This is a genomic window from Wolbachia endosymbiont (group A) of Andrena hattorfiana (assembly GCF_947179565.1).
Taxonomy (GTDB): Bacteria; Pseudomonadota; Alphaproteobacteria; order Rickettsiales; family Anaplasmataceae; genus Wolbachia.
Window position 1 is genome coordinate 69,691 of record NZ_CAMXBT010000003.1, and the last position, 18,958, is coordinate 88,648.

An 18,958-nucleotide genomic window follows, 5' to 3' on the forward strand; every position below is an offset into this window, starting at 1 on the left:
TGAATGCTTTATTTATAGTTCTTAAAGCAAATGATGGAAGATTTAGCCTATGAATTAGTTAAAGTGACCGAAGCTGCAGCACTTGCTGCATGTAAACTAGCAGGCTTCGGTGACGAAAAAAAGGCTGATCAGGTTGCAGTTGATGCAATGCGTACAGTATTAAATTCAATGGAAATAAATGGTACTATCGTAATTGGTGAAGGTGAGAGAGATTCAGCACCAATGCTATATATTGGCGAGAAGGTTGGCACTGGAAATGGTCCTGAAATCGACATTGCCGTTGACCCACTTGAGGGTACCACAATTTGCGCTCACTACAAACAGGGGGCAATGTCCGTTCTTGCTGCAACGAAAAAAGGTGATTTTTTACACGCACCTGATGTTTATATGGAAAAGATAGCAGTAGGAAAAAATCTCCCAGAGGGTGTAGTCTCACTAAAAAATAGCATTGAAAAGAATCTAGACAATTTAGCCAAGGCAAAAGGATGTAAAGTAAATGATCTTACAGTAACTATACTTAATCGTGAAAGGCATGATAAATTAATAGTGAAAATCAGGAAGTTAGGAGCAAGAGTTAAACTAATAGATGATGGTGATGTTGCGGCCGTAGTTTCACTAGTAAATGGCAATCACGATATGTATATCGGAATAGGAGGGGCACCAGAAGGGGTGCTTGCGGCTACAGCGCTGAGTTCAATCGATGGACAGATGGAGGGAAGATTAATATTTGACACAGATCAGTTAAGAGAAAGAGCAAAAAATTTAAATATTGATGACCCAGAAAAAATCTACACCATAAAAGATATGGCAAGAGGTGAATCAGTGTTTATTGCAACTGGAGTAACAAGCGGAGAACTTGTGGATGGAGTTGAATTTAGTCATAACGTCTGTTCAACTAGTTCTTTAATAATTCTACCTAACAAGCTGATAAAGCTGCAAGTTATAAGTTAGATTAATTATTTTTCAATATATTATGTAAGAGTTAAAAGGAGTGTTAAAATGTTAGATTCATTTTCTCAAGAAAAACTAATTGTACAAGAAGTTCCTCAAGACCAACATAAAAAGAAGGCTGAACCCTTTTTAAAACCTTCTATCTATTGTTTCTTAAACCACTCTGCTGAACGGAGACAGTTTAGGCTGTTATGCCTGGCGGCTTTGTTGGAATAAGTTTTTCAACATTGCTAACAATAAAATTGATTGTATCGTCAGCTACCTTATCGAATTTATCATTTATCTCTTTTCCTATTTTTTCATTTTTAACATATTCGTGTAGAGCTAAAGCAGTTATAGCTGCACATGCTGCAATTAAGCCAGTTTTTGCTATAATGAGCATTGATAATCCTCCTGCAAATATAAATGTTAATCCAATAGCTAGGTTTATAATTTTACTTTGTGTTGTTTGTTGTGCTGCCTGATTCTGATCTACTTTTTCTTTTTCAAGAGCGTTTGATATTGTTTTTGAGAAAATTTTTACCGCGATTGTTGCAATTGCGACCATAGCTAATCCTATGGCTATTTTTGCTAAGAGAAAAAATGATGGGAACACCATCGCAAAGAATAGTAAGCCAGCTCCTACAATTGGTAACTTATTTTTAGGTTGGATTTCATTTGACATAATAAACCTCCATTTCATAACTGCCGGAGTATATCTAATATAAAATACGGAGATAGTCAACATATTTTATGAAAGGGCACGTTAAAAGTTTTTTTCATGTTGTTCTTCGCCGCCTCGTGGTTAAATTTGGAATTTTAGAGAGAGGGTTTAGCTTTACGAGATGTTTTTGAATATCTAGTGATTATCGTAAGATTCTTACAACCATTTTAGTGGGAAGAATTCGTAAAATATGAAAAAATAACTGCCAAAAAATTGGAGACGCTATAACTTTCTTTCCTTTAAATACACTTTTTAAAATATATGCTGCAGCCTTTTGTGGTTCCCATGTAAAGGGAAGCAGTTTATTAGATTTAAGCATATCGGTTTTTACTGGTCCTGGCATTACGGTAATAAATTTTGTAGCGCTATTAGCATATTGAATTTTTAGTGATTCAAAGCAGCTTCTTAGTGCTGCTTTGCTTGCACAATATGCAGAAACATGTGGCGTTGCATGCACAGCAACAAGAGAGGATATTGTCACAAAAGTTGCTGAATGGTTGTAACTAAGCCATTCTTCAATCCAGTTAATAACCCCAAAATAATTAGTTTCAAATGTTTTTCTATGAGTGTCGGTATGAAATTCATTTTCTATCTCACCACATCCTGTATTAAGGAAAAAGAGATTTGGTGTAATATTTTGCCTTTTTAAAAAATCAGACGAATTTCTAATATTTTCGCAATTACCTACATCACACATTACAGGTAAAAAATTACTACCTAATTCTTCTTTTAATTTTTCCAGTTTTTCAGTGTGCCTTGCAATGCCAACCACAAACCATCCATCTTTAATGAGTAATTGTACTAAACTTTTTCCAATGCCAGACGATATTCCTGTAATGAGACAAACCTTTCTATCCATGTAGATTTACCTAACATGAGACATGAACTATAACAGCTATTGCCTATTTACACAAGTTAAACTTGCTATAATATTGGCTAAATAATAAAAAAGGAAAGCTATTTATAATTTTGAATTTTTTTAATTATATAAATTAAAGAAAACTTTAGTATTTGCTTACTTGTGATTTAAAATTCTTATATAATACTTTAAATGAGTTAAGTAAGAGAGAGTTAAGTGCAGGACGCAGTTTTAATTTTACAAGATAGTAAATGCTTTTGGGGAAAATCAGTAGGTAAAAAAGGCAAGTGCATAGGTGAGGTCTGTTTTACCACTGGTATGACCGGTTATCAGCATACTATAACTGATCCTTCTTTTGCTGATCAAATTATAACGTTCACTTTTCCTCATATTGGTAACATTGGAATAAACCATAAAGATAATGAAGGAGAGAAAATTTTTGCAAGTGGTGTGGTTATGCGTGAACTTTCTTCTATGTCCCACCCTTCTTCATATATCAGTTTAAATGATTGGTTAGAGAAAAATAACGTGATTGGGATATCAGGAATTGATACTAGAGCTTTAACGAGACATTTGAGAAAACATGGATCTCAAAGTGGAATGATATGCCCGTCAAGCGAGACGCATGTGTTGGACAAATTGAAGGAATACAAATCTGTAAATGGGATAGAAATAACCAATAAAGTAAGCTTGCATAGTAATTTTAAAAGTGACCTTAATGCAAAATATAGGGTTGTAATCGTTGATTTTGGCGTAAAAATCAGTATAGTTTCACGCTTAATAGAACTTGGTTGTACAGTTGAATTAATCAGACCAAGCACAGGTTTTGCTCAAAAAGTGTTGAGTATGAATCCAGATGGTATAGTGCTTTCAAATGGTCCTGGTGATCCGCAAGAAATAGGAGAAAGTGTAGTTTCAGAGATAGACATTATTATAAAATCTAAAATACCAATTTTTGGCATATGCATGGGTCATCAATTACTTGCGATTACTTTGGGAGCAAAGACCATCAAGATGGATATTGGTCACCGAGGGAGTAACCATCCAGTTTATGATGTAATTAGTGGAAAAGTTGAGATCACTAGCCAAAATCATGGTTTTGTTGTTGATTCAGCTTCTCTTCCAAGTAATGTTGAAATTACTCACATTTCTCTATTTGATAATAGTGTAGAGGGGATAATGATGAAGGATTACTTAGTCTTTTCTGTGCAATATCATCCAGAAGAAGCGCCAGGTACGCATGATTCGCATTATTTATTTAGACGTTTTATTGGCAATATTGTGTTGTATAAAATGAAATCTGTATGATTTTAATCAGGGTAGGTTTTATTGCTTGATTTTTTAATTTTAGGCGTTTAGTATTAAATACAATAAAAGCTTGAGTTAAGGTACTAAAATAGCGTTCTCTTAACAAATTTTTGTGGAGGAGTGACCGAGTGGTTAAAGGTAACAGACTGTAAATCTGTCCGCATTGCGTACGTAGGTTCGAATCCTACCTCCTCCATTGTGCGGGTATAGCTCAATGGTAGAGCTCTAGCCTTCCAAGCTAGTGACGTGGGTTCGATTCCCACTATCCGCTCTTTTTTTTTGTTGTATTTTTATAAAATCAACATATTATTTGTTGATGTATTTGTATTTTAGGTAGAAAAGTTTAAATTATGACAGCAGTAGTGGAAGCATTTGGAAAGCCGCATGTAAATGTGGGAACAATAGGACATGTGGATCATGGGAAGACAACGTTAACAGCGGCGATAACAAAGCATTATGGAAATTTTGTAGCGTACGATCAGATAGATAAGGCGCCAGAAGAAAGGAAAAGGGGGATAACGATAGCAACAGCGCATGTTGAGTATCAGACGGAAAAAAGGCATTATGCACACGTTGATTGTCCTGGACATGCTGACTATGTAAAGAACATGATAGTAGGTGCAGCACAGATGGATGCGGCGATATTGGTAGTGTCGGGGGTTGATGGGCCAATGCCACAAACGAGAGAGCATATATTGCTAGCGAAGCAGGTAGGTGTTGGATATATCGTGGTGTATATAAATAAAGCTGATGTTGCTGATGCTGATATGATAGATTTGGTAGAAATGGAAGTGAGGGAATTGCTGAATAAATATGGATTTCCAGGGGATGAAGTGCCTGTGGTAGTGGGGTCTGCATTGAAAGCGCTGGAGGATGACAGTAGCGAATATGGAAAGAAATCAATAGATAAATTGATGGAAAAGTTAGATGAGTATGTGGCGGTTCCACCAAGGCCTGTGGATTTACCATTTTTATTGCCAATCGAGGATGTATTTTCGATATCGGGGCGAGGAACGGTGGTAACAGGAAGGATAGAGAAGGGAGAGATAAAGACGGGAGAAGAGATAGAGATAATAGGTCTGAAAGCGACGCAAAAGACGATATGCACAGGTGTAGAAATGTTTAAGAAGTTGCTGGATAAGGGGAGTGCAGGACTCAATGTAGGAATATTGTTAAGAGGAACAAAAAGAGAAGAAGTGGAGAGAGGGCAAGTATTAGCAAAACCGGGGACGATAACGCCGCATAGAAAGTTTAGGGCGGAGGTTTATATATTAAAGAAAGAGGAAGGAGGAAGGCATACACCATTTTTTGCGAATTACCAGCCACAGTTTTATTTAAGGACAACGGATGTAACTGGGAGCATAAAATTGCTAGATGGGAAGGAGATGGTAATGCCAGGAGATAATGTGAGTGTAGAAGTAGAATTGCAAGTACCGATAGCAATGGATAAGGGATTGCGTTTTGCGATAAGAGAAGGCGGTAGAACTGTTGGTTCTGGTGTTGTTTCTGAAATTTTGGAGTGAGTGTAGTAACTAAGATGAAGCAAGATATATATATTAACATTAAGGCTTTCGATTGTTCTTTATTGGAGGAGTGTGTTCGAAAATTTGTTGATGAATTAAAGAGGTCCAATGCAAAATTATCTGGTCCGATTGCGTTGCCAAGAAAAGATTCTAAATTTATTGTTAATAGATCTCCTCACGTTGATAAAAAATCTCGTGAACAGTTTGAAATGAGAACTTCTAGGCGTTTGATTGTTTTACATGATCTTACTCCTACTATGATGCAGATGCTTACAGGTTTATCTTTTTCTGCTGGCGTAGAAGTGGATTTAAAAGTCAAGGAAGTTAAGGTTTAGGAGAAGGAAATGAAGAGAATAAATTCACTGAGGAGAATTGGTTTATTAATGACGAATATTGGTCATACTGCTATATACTCTAACAATAGTCGCATGGCTGTAACTTTATTACATCTCAGCGAAACTCATATTGTTGATATAAAAGGACAAGATAAATGTGGCTATAATTCAGTCATTTTAGGCACAGGAGATTTTAAAAATATAGCAAAACCTCAGTTGGAATATTTAAAGAAAAGGGGTATAAATAATAAATGTAAGTTATACGAAAGTAGATTAAATGACCTGTCGGGAATAGAATGTGGTAAAAAAGTGGGAATCAATCATTTTGTGGTTGGTCAATATCTTGATATTACGGGTTATTCTATAGGTAAAGGATTTGCTGGTGTGATGAAGCGGCATAACTTCAGTGGGCTTAGGGCATCTCATGGTGTTTCTATTGCTCACAGATCACAAGGTTCCACTGGTCAATGTCAGGATCCTGGTAGAGTATTCAAAGGAAAGAAAATGGCTGGTCATTTAGGTAACAGCAGGATAACTGCACAAAATATGAAGATATTATCCATTGATCATGAAAATAGTATAATTGCTGTGAAGGGTAATAATGTTCCTGGGTTTAAAAATTCCTATGTTTTTGTAAGAGATGCAGTTAAAAAATCTTTACATAAAGATGTTCCTTTTCCGGTAGGTTTACTGTTAGATGTAAATGATAATGCTAGTAATTTGGTAAGTTAGTTATGGAATGTAATTTAGTTAATCTATCTAATAATAATGTAGGTACTGCTCAGCTCAATCCTTTGATATTTTCTGCTAAGCAAAAATTGAGTATTTTGCATGATATAGTGAGATGGCAATTAGCGAAGAGAAGAGCTGGTACTCATAAAACAAAAGGTATCAGTGATGTCTCTGGTACAACAGCTAAACCTTATGGTCAAAAACGTACCGGTAGGGCAAGACAAGGGAGCTTGCGATCTCCTCAATTTAGAGGTGGTGGGATTATTTTCGGCCCTGTTGTGAGGAGTCATACTTATTCTCTTAATAAGAAGGTACGCAAATTTGGTTTAAAAATTGCTTTATCTCTAAAGTATTTAAACAATCAAGTGATTATTCTGGATAATTTAAATATTGATGTGAAGAAAACGTCTGAAATGTGTAAATGTATTAAAAATTTTAAATTTTCTTCCTTTTTGATAGTTGGTGATTATGGAGATGATTTGTTGTGTTCTGTTAGAAACTTGCATTATGTAGACTTAATCAAACCTATTGGGTTAAATGTCTTTGATATATTGAATCACGAATGCGTGATGTTGACAAAGGATACTTTAAAGCATCTTGAAGGTAGATTGTTATGATCAAATATAATAATATAATAAAATCTCCTATAATTACAGAAAAGGCCTCTTTTTTGAGGGAGAAGTTTAATAAATATTCTTTGTATGTTTTTGTAAATGTAAATAAGCGTCAAATAAAGTTGGCAATAGAGTCTCTATTTGATGTTAAAATTTCTTCTATAAATGTTGTTAGAATTAAGCCTAAATATAGGCGTTTCAGGGGTGTGATTGGTTGTGAAAAACAGAAAAAGAAAGTTTATTTTTCTTTGATAGATGGTCAAAAATTAGATATAATGAGCGTTTAATATGGGTATGAAATTTTTTAATCCTGTTACTCCGTCTTCTCGTGGGACTGTGTTAGTAAGTAAAGTTGGTTTATCAAAAGATGAGCCAGAAAAGTCTCTTACATCCGGTAAAAAGTCCAGTGGTGGAAGAAATAATTATGGTAGAATTACAACTCGTCATAGGGGTGGTGGTCACAAAAAGAAGTATAGAGTTATAGATTTTAAGCGTAATAGAAGTGGTCAGGGTATAGTTGAAAAAATAGAGTATGATCCAAATAGAAGTGGGTTTTTAGCGTTAATATCATATAAGGAAGATGATATTAAGTCTTATATATTAGCTCCTCAAGGTATGAAGTCTGGTGATATTGTTACAGCTGGAAATGATGCTGATATTTTGCCAGGTAATTGTTTGCTACTCAAGTATATACCTGTTGGTTCTTTCGTTCATAATGTTGAGCTGAAGCCAGGTAATGGTGCTGCGATTGCTAGAGCTGCTGGTTGTTATGCGCAAATCGTTGGTCGTGATGGCCAATATGTTTTATTACGACTCAGGTCTGGTCAAATTAGGTTGATTTTATCTTCTTGCAAGGCTACTATTGGTGTAGTATCTAACCCTGACCATAAGAATAGAAAGCTGGGTAAAGCTGGAAGAAGTAGGTGGCTTGGAATTAGACCTACTGTGCGTGGGGTTGCAATGAATCCGGTTGACCATCCTCATGGAGGTGGGGAAGGAAAAACCTCTGGTGGTCGTCATCCTGTTACTTCTTGGGGTGTTGCAACAAAAGGAAAGAAAACTCGGAGGAAAAATAAATCTAGTGATAAGTATATAAAACAATTGAAAGGTTAGTTTATGAGTAGATCTGCGTGGAAGCCTCCTTTTTGTCATCCTTCTATATTAAAGTCGGTGAATAATGCTTTAAACAAGGGGTTTGTTAACATGGCTATAAAAGTTCATTCCAGGGCTTCTGTAGTTCTTCCTAATTGTTTAGGTTTAAAGTTTGCTGTTTATAATGGTAAGGATTACATTCCTGTTAATGTTAATGATCAGAATATGATAGGTCATAAGTTTGGTGAATTTTCGCCCACTCGTAAATTTACTGGGCATAGTGGTGATAAAAAGGCGACAAGGAGGTAATTGATATGAAAAACAGAGATGTAATAGTTAAAGCTGGTTCTAGGGTTTTAAAATCAACTCCTCGTAAATTGAATTTGGTTGCTGGTTTAGTACGTAATAAAAAAGTTTCTTTTGCCACTGTGCAATTAAGATTTTGTGAAAAGAAAGCTGCGGGTCTTATGAGGAAAGTATTAAATTCTGCGATTGCTAATGCTCAATATAATTATGGATTGGATATCGATAATTTATATATAAAAGAAATTTCAATAGGTAGGTCTCTTACTTTGCGTAGGGTATGTCCAAAAGCTATGGGTAGAGCTAATAGAGTTAGTAAACGTTATAGTAATATAACTGTAAAATTGGGAGAAATTATATGATTCATAAAAATAGAAAATTAATAAGGAAAGTGCAAAAGTATGGGAAACGTTAATCCTAAAGGATTTAGGTTAAAAATAATTAATACTTGGTTGTCTGTTTGGTATGCTGAGAAGGGTTATAAACAAGGGTTGCATCAAGATTTATCTATTCGCAGTTATATAAATGAATCTTTTAAGCATGCTGGTGTTTCTAAAGTAATTATAGAGCGTACAATCGATTTGGTGTCTGTAATAATACATTCTTCTAGACCTGGAGTGATAATAGGTAAGAAAGGCTCAGATATTGAGAAGATAAAGCAAAAAATAGCTGAAAAAGTAAAAAATAATGTGGAAGTGAATGTAGTAGGGGTTAAAAGGTCTGAAATAGATGCAACTTTAATATCAAACAGCATTGCGCAACAGTTAGAAAAAAGGGTTTCATTTAGAAGAGCGATGAAAAAAGCTATTCAAAGTTGTTTGAGGATGGGTGCTAGAGGTATTAAAGTAAGTTGTTCTGGGCGCCTTGGCGGAGCTGAGATAGCTCGTACTGAATGGTATAAAGAAGGTCGTTTGCCTTTACACACTTTACGTGCTAATATAGATTATGCTTTTTGTGAAGCAAAAACTATATATGGTATTATAGGAGTTAAGGTTTGGGTTTATATTGGTAATTAAGGTATATTGAGATGTTTGTTCCCAAAAAAAGTAAATATAAAAAAGTATTTAAAGGACGAATTAAGGGTAACACGAAAGGTGGTAGTACGCTATCTTTTGGAGATTATGGTCTAAAGGCTATGGAAGCTGGTAGGATTCAATCTAAACATATTGAAACCGCAAGGCGTGTAATATCTAGAACATTAAAACGCTCTGGTAAAGTGTGGATAAGAATTTTTCCTGATACCCCTGTTAGTAAAAAGCCGGCAGATGTACGTATGGGTAAGGGAAAAGGTAGTGTTGAATTTTGGGTGTTTAAAGCTAAGCCCGGTAGAATGTTGTTTGAAATTAGCAGTGATGTTTCCATGCATTTAGCAAGATTGGCGCTTGAAAAGGCAACCGCTAAGCTTCCTATGAAGTGTAAATTTGTATCTAATCATAATTAAATGGAGTTGCAATGGATATAGCTGATATTAGGTCAAAATCTTCGCAGGAATTACATGAGATTCTCGTCAATTTGAGAAAGGAGTTTGTTAATTTGGTTTTTCAAAAAAAATTAGGGCAGTGCAACAATATTTCGCGTTTTGGTTTGATAAAAAAGAGCATAGCTCGTATTCTAACTGCATTAAATGAAAGAAAAGGAGAGGAAAAGAATGCCTAAAAAGGTTTTTTGTGGTACTGTAACTAAGGCTAAGTGTGATAAGACTGTAAAGGTTTCGGTATTACAAGTGTATAAGGATGAGCTGTATAAAAAGGTTGTAAAAAAATACAAGAAGTATACAGCACATGATGAGAATAATAGTTGTAAAGAAGGGGACAAGGTTTTAATACAAGAACACAAGCCTATTTCTACTACTAAAAAATGGGTTGTTGTTAATAGCTCACATTGAATAGGATATTTATATGATTCAAAAAAATACATTGTTGGAAGTAGCTGATAATTCTGGTGCGCGTGCAGTGCTTTGTATTGGTTTATTGGGTGGTAGAAAGTCTGCATCTATAGGTGACACAGTTATTGTATCTACTAAATCTATTACTCCAAGAGGGAAGGTTGAGAAGGGAAAAGTATATAGAGCAGTTGTGGTGAGGGTGAAAAGCCCTATTAGAAAATCTGATGGTTCTGTAATTCGTTTTTCTAGCAATGCTGTAGTTTTGATTAACGATCAAGGTGAACCACTTGGCACTCGGGTATTTGGTCCGGTAAAAAAGTTATCATCTGGTTCTTTTATGAAGATAATGTCATTAGCTGTTGAGGTTTTATAATGAGTGCTAAAATAAAAAGTGGTGACGACGTTATAGTTTTAACTGGTAGAGATAAGGGAAAAATTGGTAAAGTGATTAAAGTTGTGGCATGTGATGCTAAAAAGAAAGTAATTGTTTTTGGGGTAAATGTACATAAGAGACACACTAAACCAAAAGCTGGTAGTAGTGGTGGTATATTAAATAAAGAGTTAGCTATTGATATATCCAACGTTGCAACATTGGACCCTAAATATAAAACTCCAACTAGAGTGGGGTTTAAGGTTATAGACGGTAGAAAAGTGCGTTTTGCAAAAGTTTCTGGAGAAGTGATAGATTAGGTTGATATGTTTAAAGAATTGTATAAAGATAGCATAGTAAAGTCCTTAAAGGATAAGTTTAATTACGGCAATATCATGCAAGTGCCTAAACTTGTCAAGGTGTGTATCAATATGGGCGTTGGAGATGCTGCTACAGATAGTAAAGCAATAAATGAACCACTTGATAGCCTATATTTGATTGCTGGGCAGAAGCCTTTATCAACTTTTGCAAAAAAATCTATTTCTGGCTTCAAGATCAGAAAAGGTGCTACAGTAGGTTGCAAAGTAACTTTGCGTAGAGATAAAATGTATGAGTTTTTAGAAAGATTGATATATATTGCTTTGCCAAGGGAAAAAGATTTTAGAGGATTTAGTGTGAAGCAATTTGACGGTAATGGTAATTTTTCCTTTGGTATAAAGGAACATATCTCGTTTTTAGAAATAGACTATGATAAAATAAGTAAAATTAGAGGTATGGATATTAATATTATAACAAGTGCAGTTAGTAATAAGGAAGCAAAGGAATTATTACTGGCTCTTAAATTTCCTTTTTTTGATTAATTGAGAGGAGAAATATATGGCAAAAAAATCTATGATAGAAAGAAATCTTCGCAGAATAAAGCTGTGCGATCAATATAAAGAAAAAAGAGAGAAATTGAAATCTATAATAAATAATAAGAATTTGTCTATTGTAGAAAGGTTTACAGCTCAAAATAAATTAATTAAAAAATTGCCTGGAAATTCTTCTAAAACCAAAATTAGAAATAGGTGTGCTTTAACTGGGAGGCCAAGAGGAGTATATAGAAAATTTGGTTTATGTAGAATTGTTTTGCGTGATTTATGTTCTTTTGGGCAAGTTCCAGGAGTTACAAAGTCTAGTTGGTAAATATAATATAAGGAGTATATTGTGGCGTTATCTGATAGTATTGGTGATTTTTTAACAAGGATACGTAATGCTCAATTGGCAATGCATAGAACAACAAGAGTGTTGTTTTCTAAAGTGAATTCTTCTATACTGAAGATTTTAAAAGATGAAGGGTATATCCTTGATTATGAAAAGCAAGTTGTAGATAATTTACCTTCTTTCATTGTAAAATTGAAGTATTATGAGAAGTCACCTGTAATTAGTGACATAGTTAGGGTGTCAAAGCCTGGTTGTCGTTGTTATTCTAAGTATAAGGACATTTCTAAAGCATATAATGGTCTTGGTATTTTTATTATATCGACACCCAAAGGAGTGATGACTGATTATAATGCACATAAGTTAAAGGTTGGTGGAGAAGTTTTGTGTCGTGTATTTTAAATAATAGGAGAAATTCATGTCTCGTATAGGTGCTGCTCCTATCAATATTCCTGCTGGTATTTCAGTTGAATATAATAATGGTAGGATGTTAATAAAGAGTGCTAAGGCTGAAAAAGAGCTTAGCTTAATCAGTGATGTTGTGTGCCGGATTGTTGATAATCAGCTACTCCTTTCTGTGGATCAAGATAAAGATGATTATGATGAAATAAAGCCTATGTGGGGCACTTATAGGAGTAATATTAATAATATTATTAACGGCATGGTTGATGGTTTTTCTGTTAATCTTGAGATTAATGGTGTTGGATATAAGGCAGAGTGTGATGGTAAGTATTTGACTTTGTATCTTGGTTATAGCCATAATGTTAAATATAAAGTGCCTAAAGATGTTGAGATTAAGTGCATAAAGCCAACTCACTTAGTAGTTAGTGGTATGGATAAGCAAAAAGTCTATATGGTGGCATCTGATATATGCAGGATTAGGAAGTACGATCCTTATAAAGGTAAGGGTATTGTAATAAAGGGTAAATTTATGTTGCGTAAAGTTGTAAGTAAAAAGAAGTAATTAAGATGAGAAGGTTATATAATTTTTTAAGTAACTATGAAAAAAGGAAGTTGCGTAATAGAGCGAAGCTTGACAAGAGCGCTGAACGTTTGCGTATATCCATATTTAAATCTAATAGGCATTTTTATGTCCAGTTAATTAATGATGTAAAAGGAGTAACTCTCACTTCAGCTTCTACTTTGGATGCTAAAATTAAGGATGTATGTAAAGGAAAAGTCAATGCTGAAACTATAAAACAGGTTTCTTCTTTAATGATTGAGCGCTTATCTGGTCTGAAATTAGAACAAAAGCTAGTATTCGATCGTGGAGCGTATAAATATACAGGATTAGTTTCTCAATTTGCTGAGGCTTTAAGAAGTTCTGGATTTGAGTTTTAGAAGGTTTTGAATATGGCTATAAAGAATTTACAAAATAATAATGATTTATCAGAGCTTTTAGTTTCGGTACGAAGAGTAACAACGGTTACCAAAGGTGGCAGAAGATTTTCATTTTCAATTTTGGTTGTTGTTGGCGATGGGAAGGGTAGGGTAGGATGTGGAATAGGTAAGCACGCAGAAGTTGCTGAAGCAAGAGTCAAAGCTGTAAATGCTGCAAAGAAATCGATGATTAGAGTGTACTTGCGTGAAGGTAGAACTTTGCATCATGATATTAAAGCTAAATTTTGTTCTGGTGAGATAGTTTTAAGAACCGCAAGAGCCGGAACAGGTATTATTGCTGGTGGAGCGATTAGATCAGTTTTTGAGGTGTTAGGTATAAAGGATGTGGTAGCTAAATCCACTAGATCAAATAATCCTCATAATGTTATATGTGCGGTATTTAAGGCTTTTGATAGTATGTTATCTCCTCGTCAGGTAGCAAGCAAAAGAGGCAAAAAGGTTAGCGAGATAGTTGGAAACAGGTAAAGTATGAATAATGCTGTAAAATTAAACTCTATATTTACTAAGTTATCTAAGAAAAAGAAGCCTAAGTTGCTGGGTAGAGGTATCGGTTGTGGTAAAGGTAAAACATCCGGTAGAGGGCATAAAGGGCAAAAGGCTAGAAGTGGAGTTTCCATAAATGGTTTTGAGGGTGGACAACAGTCTATATATACTCGTTTGCCTAAAAGAGGTTTTAAGCCTATACGTAGGAACATATATTCTATAATTAATGTTGGCGATATACAACGCTTAATGGAAGCTAAAAAAATAGTGAAAGACTCTGTTATAGATAAGGAGAGGCTGTATAGATTAGGTTTTATAAAGTCTATTAAGGATAAAATTAAACTTCTTAATAAAGGTAAGTTGAGCGAAAAATTTGTGTTTCATGTTGATTTTGCGTCAGAAGCTGCAAAAAAATCTGTAGCTTCAGTTGGTGGTAGTGTGGAAATACTATCGTAAATCATGGGCAATAAATCCGCATTTAATAGCTTGGATCCTACGTTGTTATATAAAGGCGATTTATTAAAACGTATATTTTTTACGCTAATAGCTTTAATTTGCTATCGCTTGGGTACTTATGTGCCTATTCCTGGAATTAATCTTGATGTAATTAATGATATATTTCCCAAAGAGGGCTCAGGTGTTTTTGGAGTATTTAATTTATTTTCTGGTGGTGCATTGGCTAGAATGACAATTCTAGCATTGAACGTTATGCCATATATAATGGCTTCTATCATTATTCAGTTGCTTTCTTCTGCGATTAAAGGAATGAAGGAAGTTAAGAATGATGGAGAGTCAGGCCGTAGAAAGATGAATTCTTATATACGCTACCTGACCATAGTAATTTGTGTATTTCAATCAATTCCAATTTTGGTTGGATTGGAAGGGATGAATAGGGAAGGGGTATTGGTTGTAATCGAACCTGGTGTTATGTTTCATACAATAGGTGTTTTCAGCCTTTTAGGTGGAACTATGCTTTTAATATGGCTTGGTGAACGAATCAGTGCTAGAGGTATAGGCAATGGTATCTCATTAATCATTTTCACGGGCATAATATCAGAGTTACACAGCGCTTTGTCATCTCTGTTAACGTTAAATAAAAACGGTAGCGTATCGTTATTTATTATCCTTTTTGTTTTGGTATTGTTTTTTTTGCTGCTAGTCTTAGTCATTTTTGTAGAGTCTTCTTATAGAAAAGTTATTGTTCAACATCCTAAAAAGCAATTTAAAAGATTACATAATGACGATTTTACTTATATTCCATTGAAGATTAATTTATCTGGTGTAGTACCAACCATTTTTGCTAATGCAATTTTATTGACACCTATTTCAATTGCAAATTTCTATAAGGGGCACGCTTTTTCTGATTTTATTTTAAATTACTTTATGGCAAATAAAGTAGTATATATTGTAGCCTATTTGGTGCTGATAGTATTTTTTAATTTTTTCTATACCAATTTTATATTTAATCCAGAGGAAAACGCAGATTTTCTTAAAAAAAATGGTGGTTTTATACCTGGTAGAAGGCCTGGGAAACATACTTCTGATTACCTTCAAGATATAGTTTTTAAGTTGACATTCATTGGCTCTGCGTATTTGGTAGTCATATGTACTGTACCTGAAGTTATGAGATATTATTATGATATACCATTTATTTTTGGTGGGACGAGTTTACTGATTATAGTGAACGTTATTACTGATACTATTATGCAAATACAATCTTATATTTTTTCGAATAGGTACGATAGCTGGATAAAGAAATATGAGTCTAAAACGAGGAAAGTAAGATGATCATTACGATTTTTGGTCCTCCAGGTTCTGGTAAAGGTACTCAGTCAAGCTTGTTAATAGCAAAATATAATTTAAAATTAATTTCAGTGGGGGATTTATTAAGGGATATTATATCTGATGGCAGTGAGTTAGGTAAAAAAATAAAGGGTACCGTGGAATCTGGTAATTTAATTCAAGATGAAATTATATGTGGATTAATGCATGACCAGCTTGCATTAATGGATGATAATTGCTTATTAGATGGTTTTCCGAGAAATTTAAACCAGGCTCATTTTTTGACTCAAGTTTTGCAAGAAAAATATAATAGGGATGTTGATATTGTAATTGAACTGCAGCTTGACGATAATATTGCAATCGATAGATTAAAAAGTCGTCTCGCGTGTTTGGACTGTAAAAGCATATATAGTGTATCTTCTTTTAAGAGTACTACTTGTGCTAAATGTAAAAGTACGAGGTTAGAGAAAAGAATTGATGATGCTGATATGTCTGCAATTAATAAGAGAATAAGTGAATATCACCTTCAAATGAAAGGTTTATGCGAGTATTATAAAGGCAAATTATTAACAATTGACGCTAATTTGAGTGTTGATGAGGTAACGCAAGAGATTGAAAGTAAAATTTCTTGTAATTTGGTTTGACTCTGAGTTGTTTTATGGTATAAATTAAGAGTTGTTATTAATAAAGTATCGAGGTACCAGTGGCACGTATTGCAGGCATAAATATTCCAGTGAGGAAATGTGTTCCTTTTGCATTAACTTATATATATGGTGTAGGTATTGCTACTGCGAATGTAATTTGTCACGCTTGTGAAGTTGATAAGCGCAAACGTGTTTCAGAATTACGAGATGAAGATATAGAAAAGATCAGCAGTTTCATTAGACAAAATTATGTTATAGAAGGTGAGCTCAGAAAAGAAGTGGCTATGAACATAAAATCTTTAGTGGAAATGGGATGCTATAGAGGAGTGAGACATAGAAAAGGTTTACCTGTGAGAGGGCAAAGGACTCATACTAATGCTAAGACTCGTAAAGGTAGATCTCGGTTGCCTATTGCTGGGAAAAAATAAAATTTATTATTTTTGTGAGTTTTAATGAAAAAAGTCAAAACGGTTGGTAAGAGTACAAAGGAGTTTATTACTGGTGTTGTTCATATTTGTGCAACTTTTAATAATACTTTTGTAAATGTAACTGATGTTCATGGTAATACGCTATGTCAAACTTCTGTGGGTGCATGTGGTTTTTCAGGTTCGAGAAAATCCACACCTTATGCTGCAGGTAAGGCTGCGGAGGCTGCTGCGAAGAATGCAATTGAGAGATTTGGTATGAAGGTTGTCTCTGTAATAATTCGTGGTCCTGGCTTTGGTACCGAAGCTGCGGTTAAAGCACTTCAGAGCTGTGGGTTGACTGTGACTTCAATTGCAGATAAAACCGCAATTCCTCATAATGGGTGCAGGTTAAGAAAAAAAAGAAGAGTATAGGATATTTGAAAAGGTTGTTTTATGTATTATAATAATAATGTTTCTCTCTGTAGCAATTTAGATAAATTGATTAAACCTAGTTCAGTTAAGGTAATATCAGGTGATTCAAGTGAAAAAGGTGATATAGTCCTAGAACCGTTGGAAAGTGGTTTTGCTTTAACATTAGGTAATGCATTAAGACGTGTAATGTTATCTTCTCTTAAAGGTAGTGCTGTTTATGGAATAAAAATTGAAGGTGTAACTCATGAGTTTACTTCAATTCAAGGGGTAAGAGAAGACGTAACTGATATAGTATTAAATATGGGCATGTTGAGGTGTAAATTAAATGGTGCTTCTAATAAATGCTTAAATTTAAACGCTAAAGGGCCTTGCCAGGTATTAGCTGGGATGATAGAAACTGATGATCAATGCTTTATTGTTAATAAAGATTTGTTAATATGTACGCTGGGGCAAAATGTAGAGCTTAACATGACCATATATGTGGCTAGCGGAAAAGGTTATCTTCCTGTAACTAAGTATAAAGAAAATGAACTTTTGAAGCTTATGAGTGAACAGGATTTAATTGGTTTTATTCCAGTTAATGCTTTGTATAGCCCTGTCAACAGGGTTTCGTACAGGGTAGAGAATAGTCGTGTTGGCCAAGTGACTGATAAGGATAAGCTGATATTGTCAATTGAAACTGATGGTACAATCTCTCCAAGTCAAGCTGTTGACTCTGCTGCAAGAATATTACAGGAGCAACTTCAGCCCTTTATTAGTTCTGATGTAAGTTATAAAAAATCGCAGGTTTCTTCGTCTAGTGGTGCTAAAGATTTGGGTTATGACCCTGTCTTATTGCGTAAGGTAGATGAAATGGAATTATCTGTCAGGTCTCATAACTGTCTGAAAAACGAAAACATCACTTATATAGGTGATCTTGTGCAAAAGACAGAAGGTGAAATGTTAAGAACTGCTAATTTTGGCAGGAAGTCTTTGAATGAGATTAAGGCAGTTTTGGCTAATTTTGGCTTGTCTTTGGGTATGAATGTGCTAAACTGGCCGCCTAAGGATATAGATGAGTTGGCTAAACAACATACTGATGAAGATTAGGTGATATATGAAACATGGAATAAAAAAACGTAAACTATCTCGTTGCACTGAACATAGATTATCGACGTTAAAGAATCTATCTATCTCATTAATTAACCATGAGCAGATTGTAACTACTTTACCAAAAGCTAAGGAACTTCGTCCATATGTCGAAAAGTTTATTACAATTGCTAAGAATAAGAATACTTTACATGGTAGAAGACTTTTGCTTTCACGCCTTCATAATAGTAAGTTAGCAGTTGATAAGTTATTAAACGTCTTAGCCAGTCGTTATCAAGATCGTAAAGGTGGGTATTCTAGAATAATAAAATTTAGCACTCGAAAGGGTGATTGCGCTTCAATGGCAGTGATAGAACTGGTTAATAGGGATATTGCAGCAAGAGGTAAGGTTTATAGTAAAAATAGAGAAGGAGGCAAAGTAGTTACACAAAGTTAATTGTTATCATAATTGTTCTTCTTATGGTAAGTAGGTTACGCTACTTTGTAGGTTACTTTGGCGAATTGTTGGTTTTGGCATATTTAAAGCTGAAATGGTATAATGTTATAAAACGCCGTTACCGTTGTAAGTTCGGTGAAATTGACTTAATTGTATCTAAAAAAAAGGAGCTGATTTTTATAGAAGTTAAAACAAGTTTACTTGGAAAAGAAATACCGATATCTCATCTCAATGTCAGTCTATTATAAATTCTTCTAAGTATTTCTTAAGTACAAACCTTAGTTTTTTAGATTATTCAGTCAGATATGATTTATGTTTTCTTTCCTTAAAGAGAGGACCTGTTTATATAAAAAATGCTTGGATTGAAGAATGGAAGGTTTGTAGCTGAATTAATTTAGATTTACTGGAT

At 34.4% G+C, this 18,958-nt stretch carries 31 protein-coding genes, 2 tRNA genes and 1 pseudogene; 32 read left to right on the forward strand and 2 right to left on the reverse strand.

The annotated features are described in order from the left end of the window. Positions 1-33 precede the first annotated feature (33 nt). On the forward strand, positions 34-951 hold the full coding sequence (glpX, locus tag OM966_RS05190) for a class II fructose-bisphosphatase (protein ID WP_264329387.1): 918 nt from the start codon (positions 34-36) through the stop codon (positions 949-951). Positions 952-1,132: 181 nt separating this feature from the next. Here the strand turns inward: glpX and OM966_RS05195 are convergent, their stop codons facing one another. Both OM966_RS05195 and OM966_RS05200 read right to left on the reverse strand, forming a co-directional pair. Beyond that, on the reverse strand, positions 1,133-1,615 hold the full coding sequence (locus tag OM966_RS05195; protein ID WP_264329091.1) for a hypothetical protein: 483 nt from the start codon (positions 1,613-1,615) through the stop codon (positions 1,133-1,135). A 181-nt stretch (positions 1,616-1,796) separates the two neighbouring features. Continuing rightward, positions 1,797-2,513, reverse strand: coding sequence for an SDR family NAD(P)-dependent oxidoreductase (locus OM966_RS05200; protein ID WP_264329092.1), 717 nt, complete (start codon positions 2,511-2,513; stop codon positions 1,797-1,799). A 216-nt stretch (positions 2,514-2,729) separates the two neighbouring features. Between OM966_RS05200 and carA the strand changes: the two genes are divergently transcribed. From carA to OM966_RS05355, 31 genes and pseudogenes are all read left to right on the forward strand, one after another. Further along, complete coding sequence (gene carA / locus OM966_RS05205; protein ID WP_264329093.1) at positions 2,730-3,821, forward strand: glutamine-hydrolyzing carbamoyl-phosphate synthase small subunit; 1,092 nt, start codon at positions 2,730-2,732, stop codon at positions 3,819-3,821. A gap of 114 nt (positions 3,822-3,935) precedes the next feature. After that, a tRNA-Tyr gene (locus OM966_RS05210) sits at positions 3,936-4,017 on the forward strand. Between the two features lie 4 nt (positions 4,018-4,021). Further along, positions 4,022-4,092 (forward strand) — tRNA-Gly (locus tag OM966_RS05215). 79 nt (positions 4,093-4,171) lie between these two features. Then, a complete protein-coding gene (gene tuf, locus OM966_RS05220; RefSeq protein ID WP_264329094.1) occupies positions 4,172-5,344 on the forward strand; it encodes an elongation factor Tu in 1,173 nt (390 codons plus the stop codon). A gap of 14 nt (positions 5,345-5,358) precedes the next feature. Beyond that, a complete protein-coding gene (rpsJ, locus tag OM966_RS05225) occupies positions 5,359-5,679 on the forward strand; it encodes a 30S ribosomal protein S10 (RefSeq protein WP_096616846.1) in 321 nt (106 codons plus the stop codon). 9 nt (positions 5,680-5,688) lie between these two features. Further along, the gene (gene rplC, locus OM966_RS05230) at positions 5,689-6,411 is read left to right on the forward strand and encodes a 50S ribosomal protein L3 (protein ID WP_264329095.1); all 723 of its coding nucleotides are present in this window, start codon (positions 5,689-5,691) and stop codon (positions 6,409-6,411) included. 2 nt (positions 6,412-6,413) lie between these two features. After that, positions 6,414-7,028, forward strand: a complete 615-nt coding sequence (gene rplD, locus OM966_RS05235; RefSeq protein WP_264329096.1) for a 50S ribosomal protein L4 — start codon at positions 6,414-6,416, stop codon at positions 7,026-7,028. After that, entirely contained in the window at positions 7,025-7,312 is a 288-nt protein-coding gene (locus OM966_RS05240; RefSeq protein ID WP_064124642.1) for a 50S ribosomal protein L23, read from the forward strand. Before rplD ends, OM966_RS05240 begins: the two co-directional genes overlap by 4 nt. Before the next feature lies 1 nt (position 7,313). Next, positions 7,314-8,138: a 50S ribosomal protein L2 gene (rplB, locus tag OM966_RS05245; RefSeq protein WP_264329097.1), complete on the forward strand. Its 825-nt coding sequence runs from the start codon at positions 7,314-7,316 to the stop codon at positions 8,136-8,138. Positions 8,139-8,141: 3 nt separating this feature from the next. Further along, the gene (gene rpsS, locus OM966_RS05250; RefSeq protein WP_264329098.1) at positions 8,142-8,426 is read left to right on the forward strand and encodes a 30S ribosomal protein S19; all 285 of its coding nucleotides are present in this window, start codon (positions 8,142-8,144) and stop codon (positions 8,424-8,426) included. Positions 8,427-8,431: 5 nt separating this feature from the next. Beyond that, on the forward strand, positions 8,432-8,782 hold the full coding sequence (gene rplV / locus OM966_RS05255) for a 50S ribosomal protein L22 (protein WP_264329099.1): 351 nt from the start codon (positions 8,432-8,434) through the stop codon (positions 8,780-8,782). Between the two features lie 39 nt (positions 8,783-8,821). Then, entirely contained in the window at positions 8,822-9,436 is a 615-nt protein-coding gene (gene rpsC, locus OM966_RS05260; RefSeq protein WP_264329100.1) for a 30S ribosomal protein S3, read from the forward strand. A gap of 11 nt (positions 9,437-9,447) precedes the next feature. After that, a complete protein-coding gene (rplP, locus tag OM966_RS05265; RefSeq protein ID WP_264329101.1) occupies positions 9,448-9,861 on the forward strand; it encodes a 50S ribosomal protein L16 in 414 nt (137 codons plus the stop codon). Positions 9,862-9,872: 11 nt separating this feature from the next. After that, positions 9,873-10,076 (forward strand): 50S ribosomal protein L29, encoded by a 204-nt coding sequence (rpmC, locus tag OM966_RS05270; RefSeq protein WP_264329102.1) that lies wholly within the window; start codon positions 9,873-9,875, stop codon positions 10,074-10,076. Continuing rightward, positions 10,069-10,305 carry a 30S ribosomal protein S17 gene (rpsQ, locus tag OM966_RS05275; RefSeq protein WP_264329103.1) on the forward strand — a complete coding sequence of 79 codons (237 nt, stop codon included), beginning with the start codon at positions 10,069-10,071 and terminating at the stop codon, positions 10,303-10,305. The genes rpmC and rpsQ overlap by 8 nt, the downstream gene beginning before the upstream one ends. A 13-nt stretch (positions 10,306-10,318) precedes the next feature. Further along, positions 10,319-10,678 (forward strand): 50S ribosomal protein L14, encoded by a 360-nt coding sequence (gene rplN, locus OM966_RS05280; RefSeq protein ID WP_006279348.1) that lies wholly within the window; start codon positions 10,319-10,321, stop codon positions 10,676-10,678. Continuing rightward, complete coding sequence (gene rplX, locus OM966_RS05285) at positions 10,678-10,995, forward strand: 50S ribosomal protein L24 (protein ID WP_405197148.1); 318 nt, start codon at positions 10,678-10,680, stop codon at positions 10,993-10,995. The genes rplN and rplX overlap by 1 nt, the downstream gene beginning before the upstream one ends. Before the next feature lie 6 nt (positions 10,996-11,001). Beyond that, entirely contained in the window at positions 11,002-11,535 is a 534-nt protein-coding gene (gene rplE, locus OM966_RS05290) for a 50S ribosomal protein L5 (RefSeq protein ID WP_264329104.1), read from the forward strand. A 16-nt stretch (positions 11,536-11,551) separates the two neighbouring features. Next, positions 11,552-11,860 carry a 30S ribosomal protein S14 gene (gene rpsN / locus OM966_RS05295; RefSeq protein ID WP_264329105.1) on the forward strand — a complete coding sequence of 103 codons (309 nt, stop codon included), beginning with the start codon at positions 11,552-11,554 and terminating at the stop codon, positions 11,858-11,860. Between the two features lie 21 nt (positions 11,861-11,881). Beyond that, positions 11,882-12,277, forward strand: a complete 396-nt coding sequence (rpsH, locus tag OM966_RS05300) for a 30S ribosomal protein S8 (RefSeq protein WP_064124654.1) — start codon at positions 11,882-11,884, stop codon at positions 12,275-12,277. Positions 12,278-12,293: 16 nt separating this feature from the next. After that, positions 12,294-12,839 carry a 50S ribosomal protein L6 gene (rplF, locus tag OM966_RS05305; RefSeq protein ID WP_253309084.1) on the forward strand — a complete coding sequence of 182 codons (546 nt, stop codon included), beginning with the start codon at positions 12,294-12,296 and terminating at the stop codon, positions 12,837-12,839. A 5-nt stretch (positions 12,840-12,844) separates the two neighbouring features. Beyond that, the gene (gene rplR / locus OM966_RS05310; RefSeq protein ID WP_250294835.1) at positions 12,845-13,216 is read left to right on the forward strand and encodes a 50S ribosomal protein L18; all 372 of its coding nucleotides are present in this window, start codon (positions 12,845-12,847) and stop codon (positions 13,214-13,216) included. Between the two features lie 12 nt (positions 13,217-13,228). Next, the gene (rpsE, locus tag OM966_RS05315) at positions 13,229-13,741 is read left to right on the forward strand and encodes a 30S ribosomal protein S5 (RefSeq protein ID WP_264329106.1); all 513 of its coding nucleotides are present in this window, start codon (positions 13,229-13,231) and stop codon (positions 13,739-13,741) included. A gap of 3 nt (positions 13,742-13,744) precedes the next feature. Further along, a complete protein-coding gene (gene rplO, locus OM966_RS05320; RefSeq protein WP_096616812.1) occupies positions 13,745-14,215 on the forward strand; it encodes a 50S ribosomal protein L15 in 471 nt (156 codons plus the stop codon). A gap of 3 nt (positions 14,216-14,218) precedes the next feature. Continuing rightward, a complete protein-coding gene (gene secY / locus OM966_RS05325) occupies positions 14,219-15,547 on the forward strand; it encodes a preprotein translocase subunit SecY (RefSeq protein ID WP_264329107.1) in 1,329 nt (442 codons plus the stop codon). Beyond that, positions 15,544-16,185, forward strand: coding sequence for an adenylate kinase family protein (locus OM966_RS05330; RefSeq protein WP_264329108.1), 642 nt, complete (start codon positions 15,544-15,546; stop codon positions 16,183-16,185). Before secY ends, OM966_RS05330 begins: the two co-directional genes overlap by 4 nt. A gap of 59 nt (positions 16,186-16,244) precedes the next feature. Further along, a complete protein-coding gene (gene rpsM / locus OM966_RS05335; RefSeq protein ID WP_264329109.1) occupies positions 16,245-16,613 on the forward strand; it encodes a 30S ribosomal protein S13 in 369 nt (122 codons plus the stop codon). A gap of 24 nt (positions 16,614-16,637) precedes the next feature. Further along, positions 16,638-17,024: a 30S ribosomal protein S11 gene (gene rpsK, locus OM966_RS05340; RefSeq protein ID WP_264329110.1), complete on the forward strand. Its 387-nt coding sequence runs from the start codon at positions 16,638-16,640 to the stop codon at positions 17,022-17,024. Between the two features lie 21 nt (positions 17,025-17,045). Further along, the gene (locus OM966_RS05345) at positions 17,046-18,113 is read left to right on the forward strand and encodes a DNA-directed RNA polymerase subunit alpha (RefSeq protein WP_264329111.1); all 1,068 of its coding nucleotides are present in this window, start codon (positions 17,046-17,048) and stop codon (positions 18,111-18,113) included. A 7-nt stretch (positions 18,114-18,120) separates the two neighbouring features. Next, on the forward strand, positions 18,121-18,549 hold the full coding sequence (gene rplQ, locus OM966_RS05350) for a 50S ribosomal protein L17 (protein WP_253309077.1): 429 nt from the start codon (positions 18,121-18,123) through the stop codon (positions 18,547-18,549). Positions 18,550-18,572: 23 nt separating this feature from the next. Further along, positions 18,573-18,937 (forward strand): annotated as a pseudogene (locus OM966_RS05355) (YraN family protein). Positions 18,938-18,958: the final 21 nt, after the last annotated feature.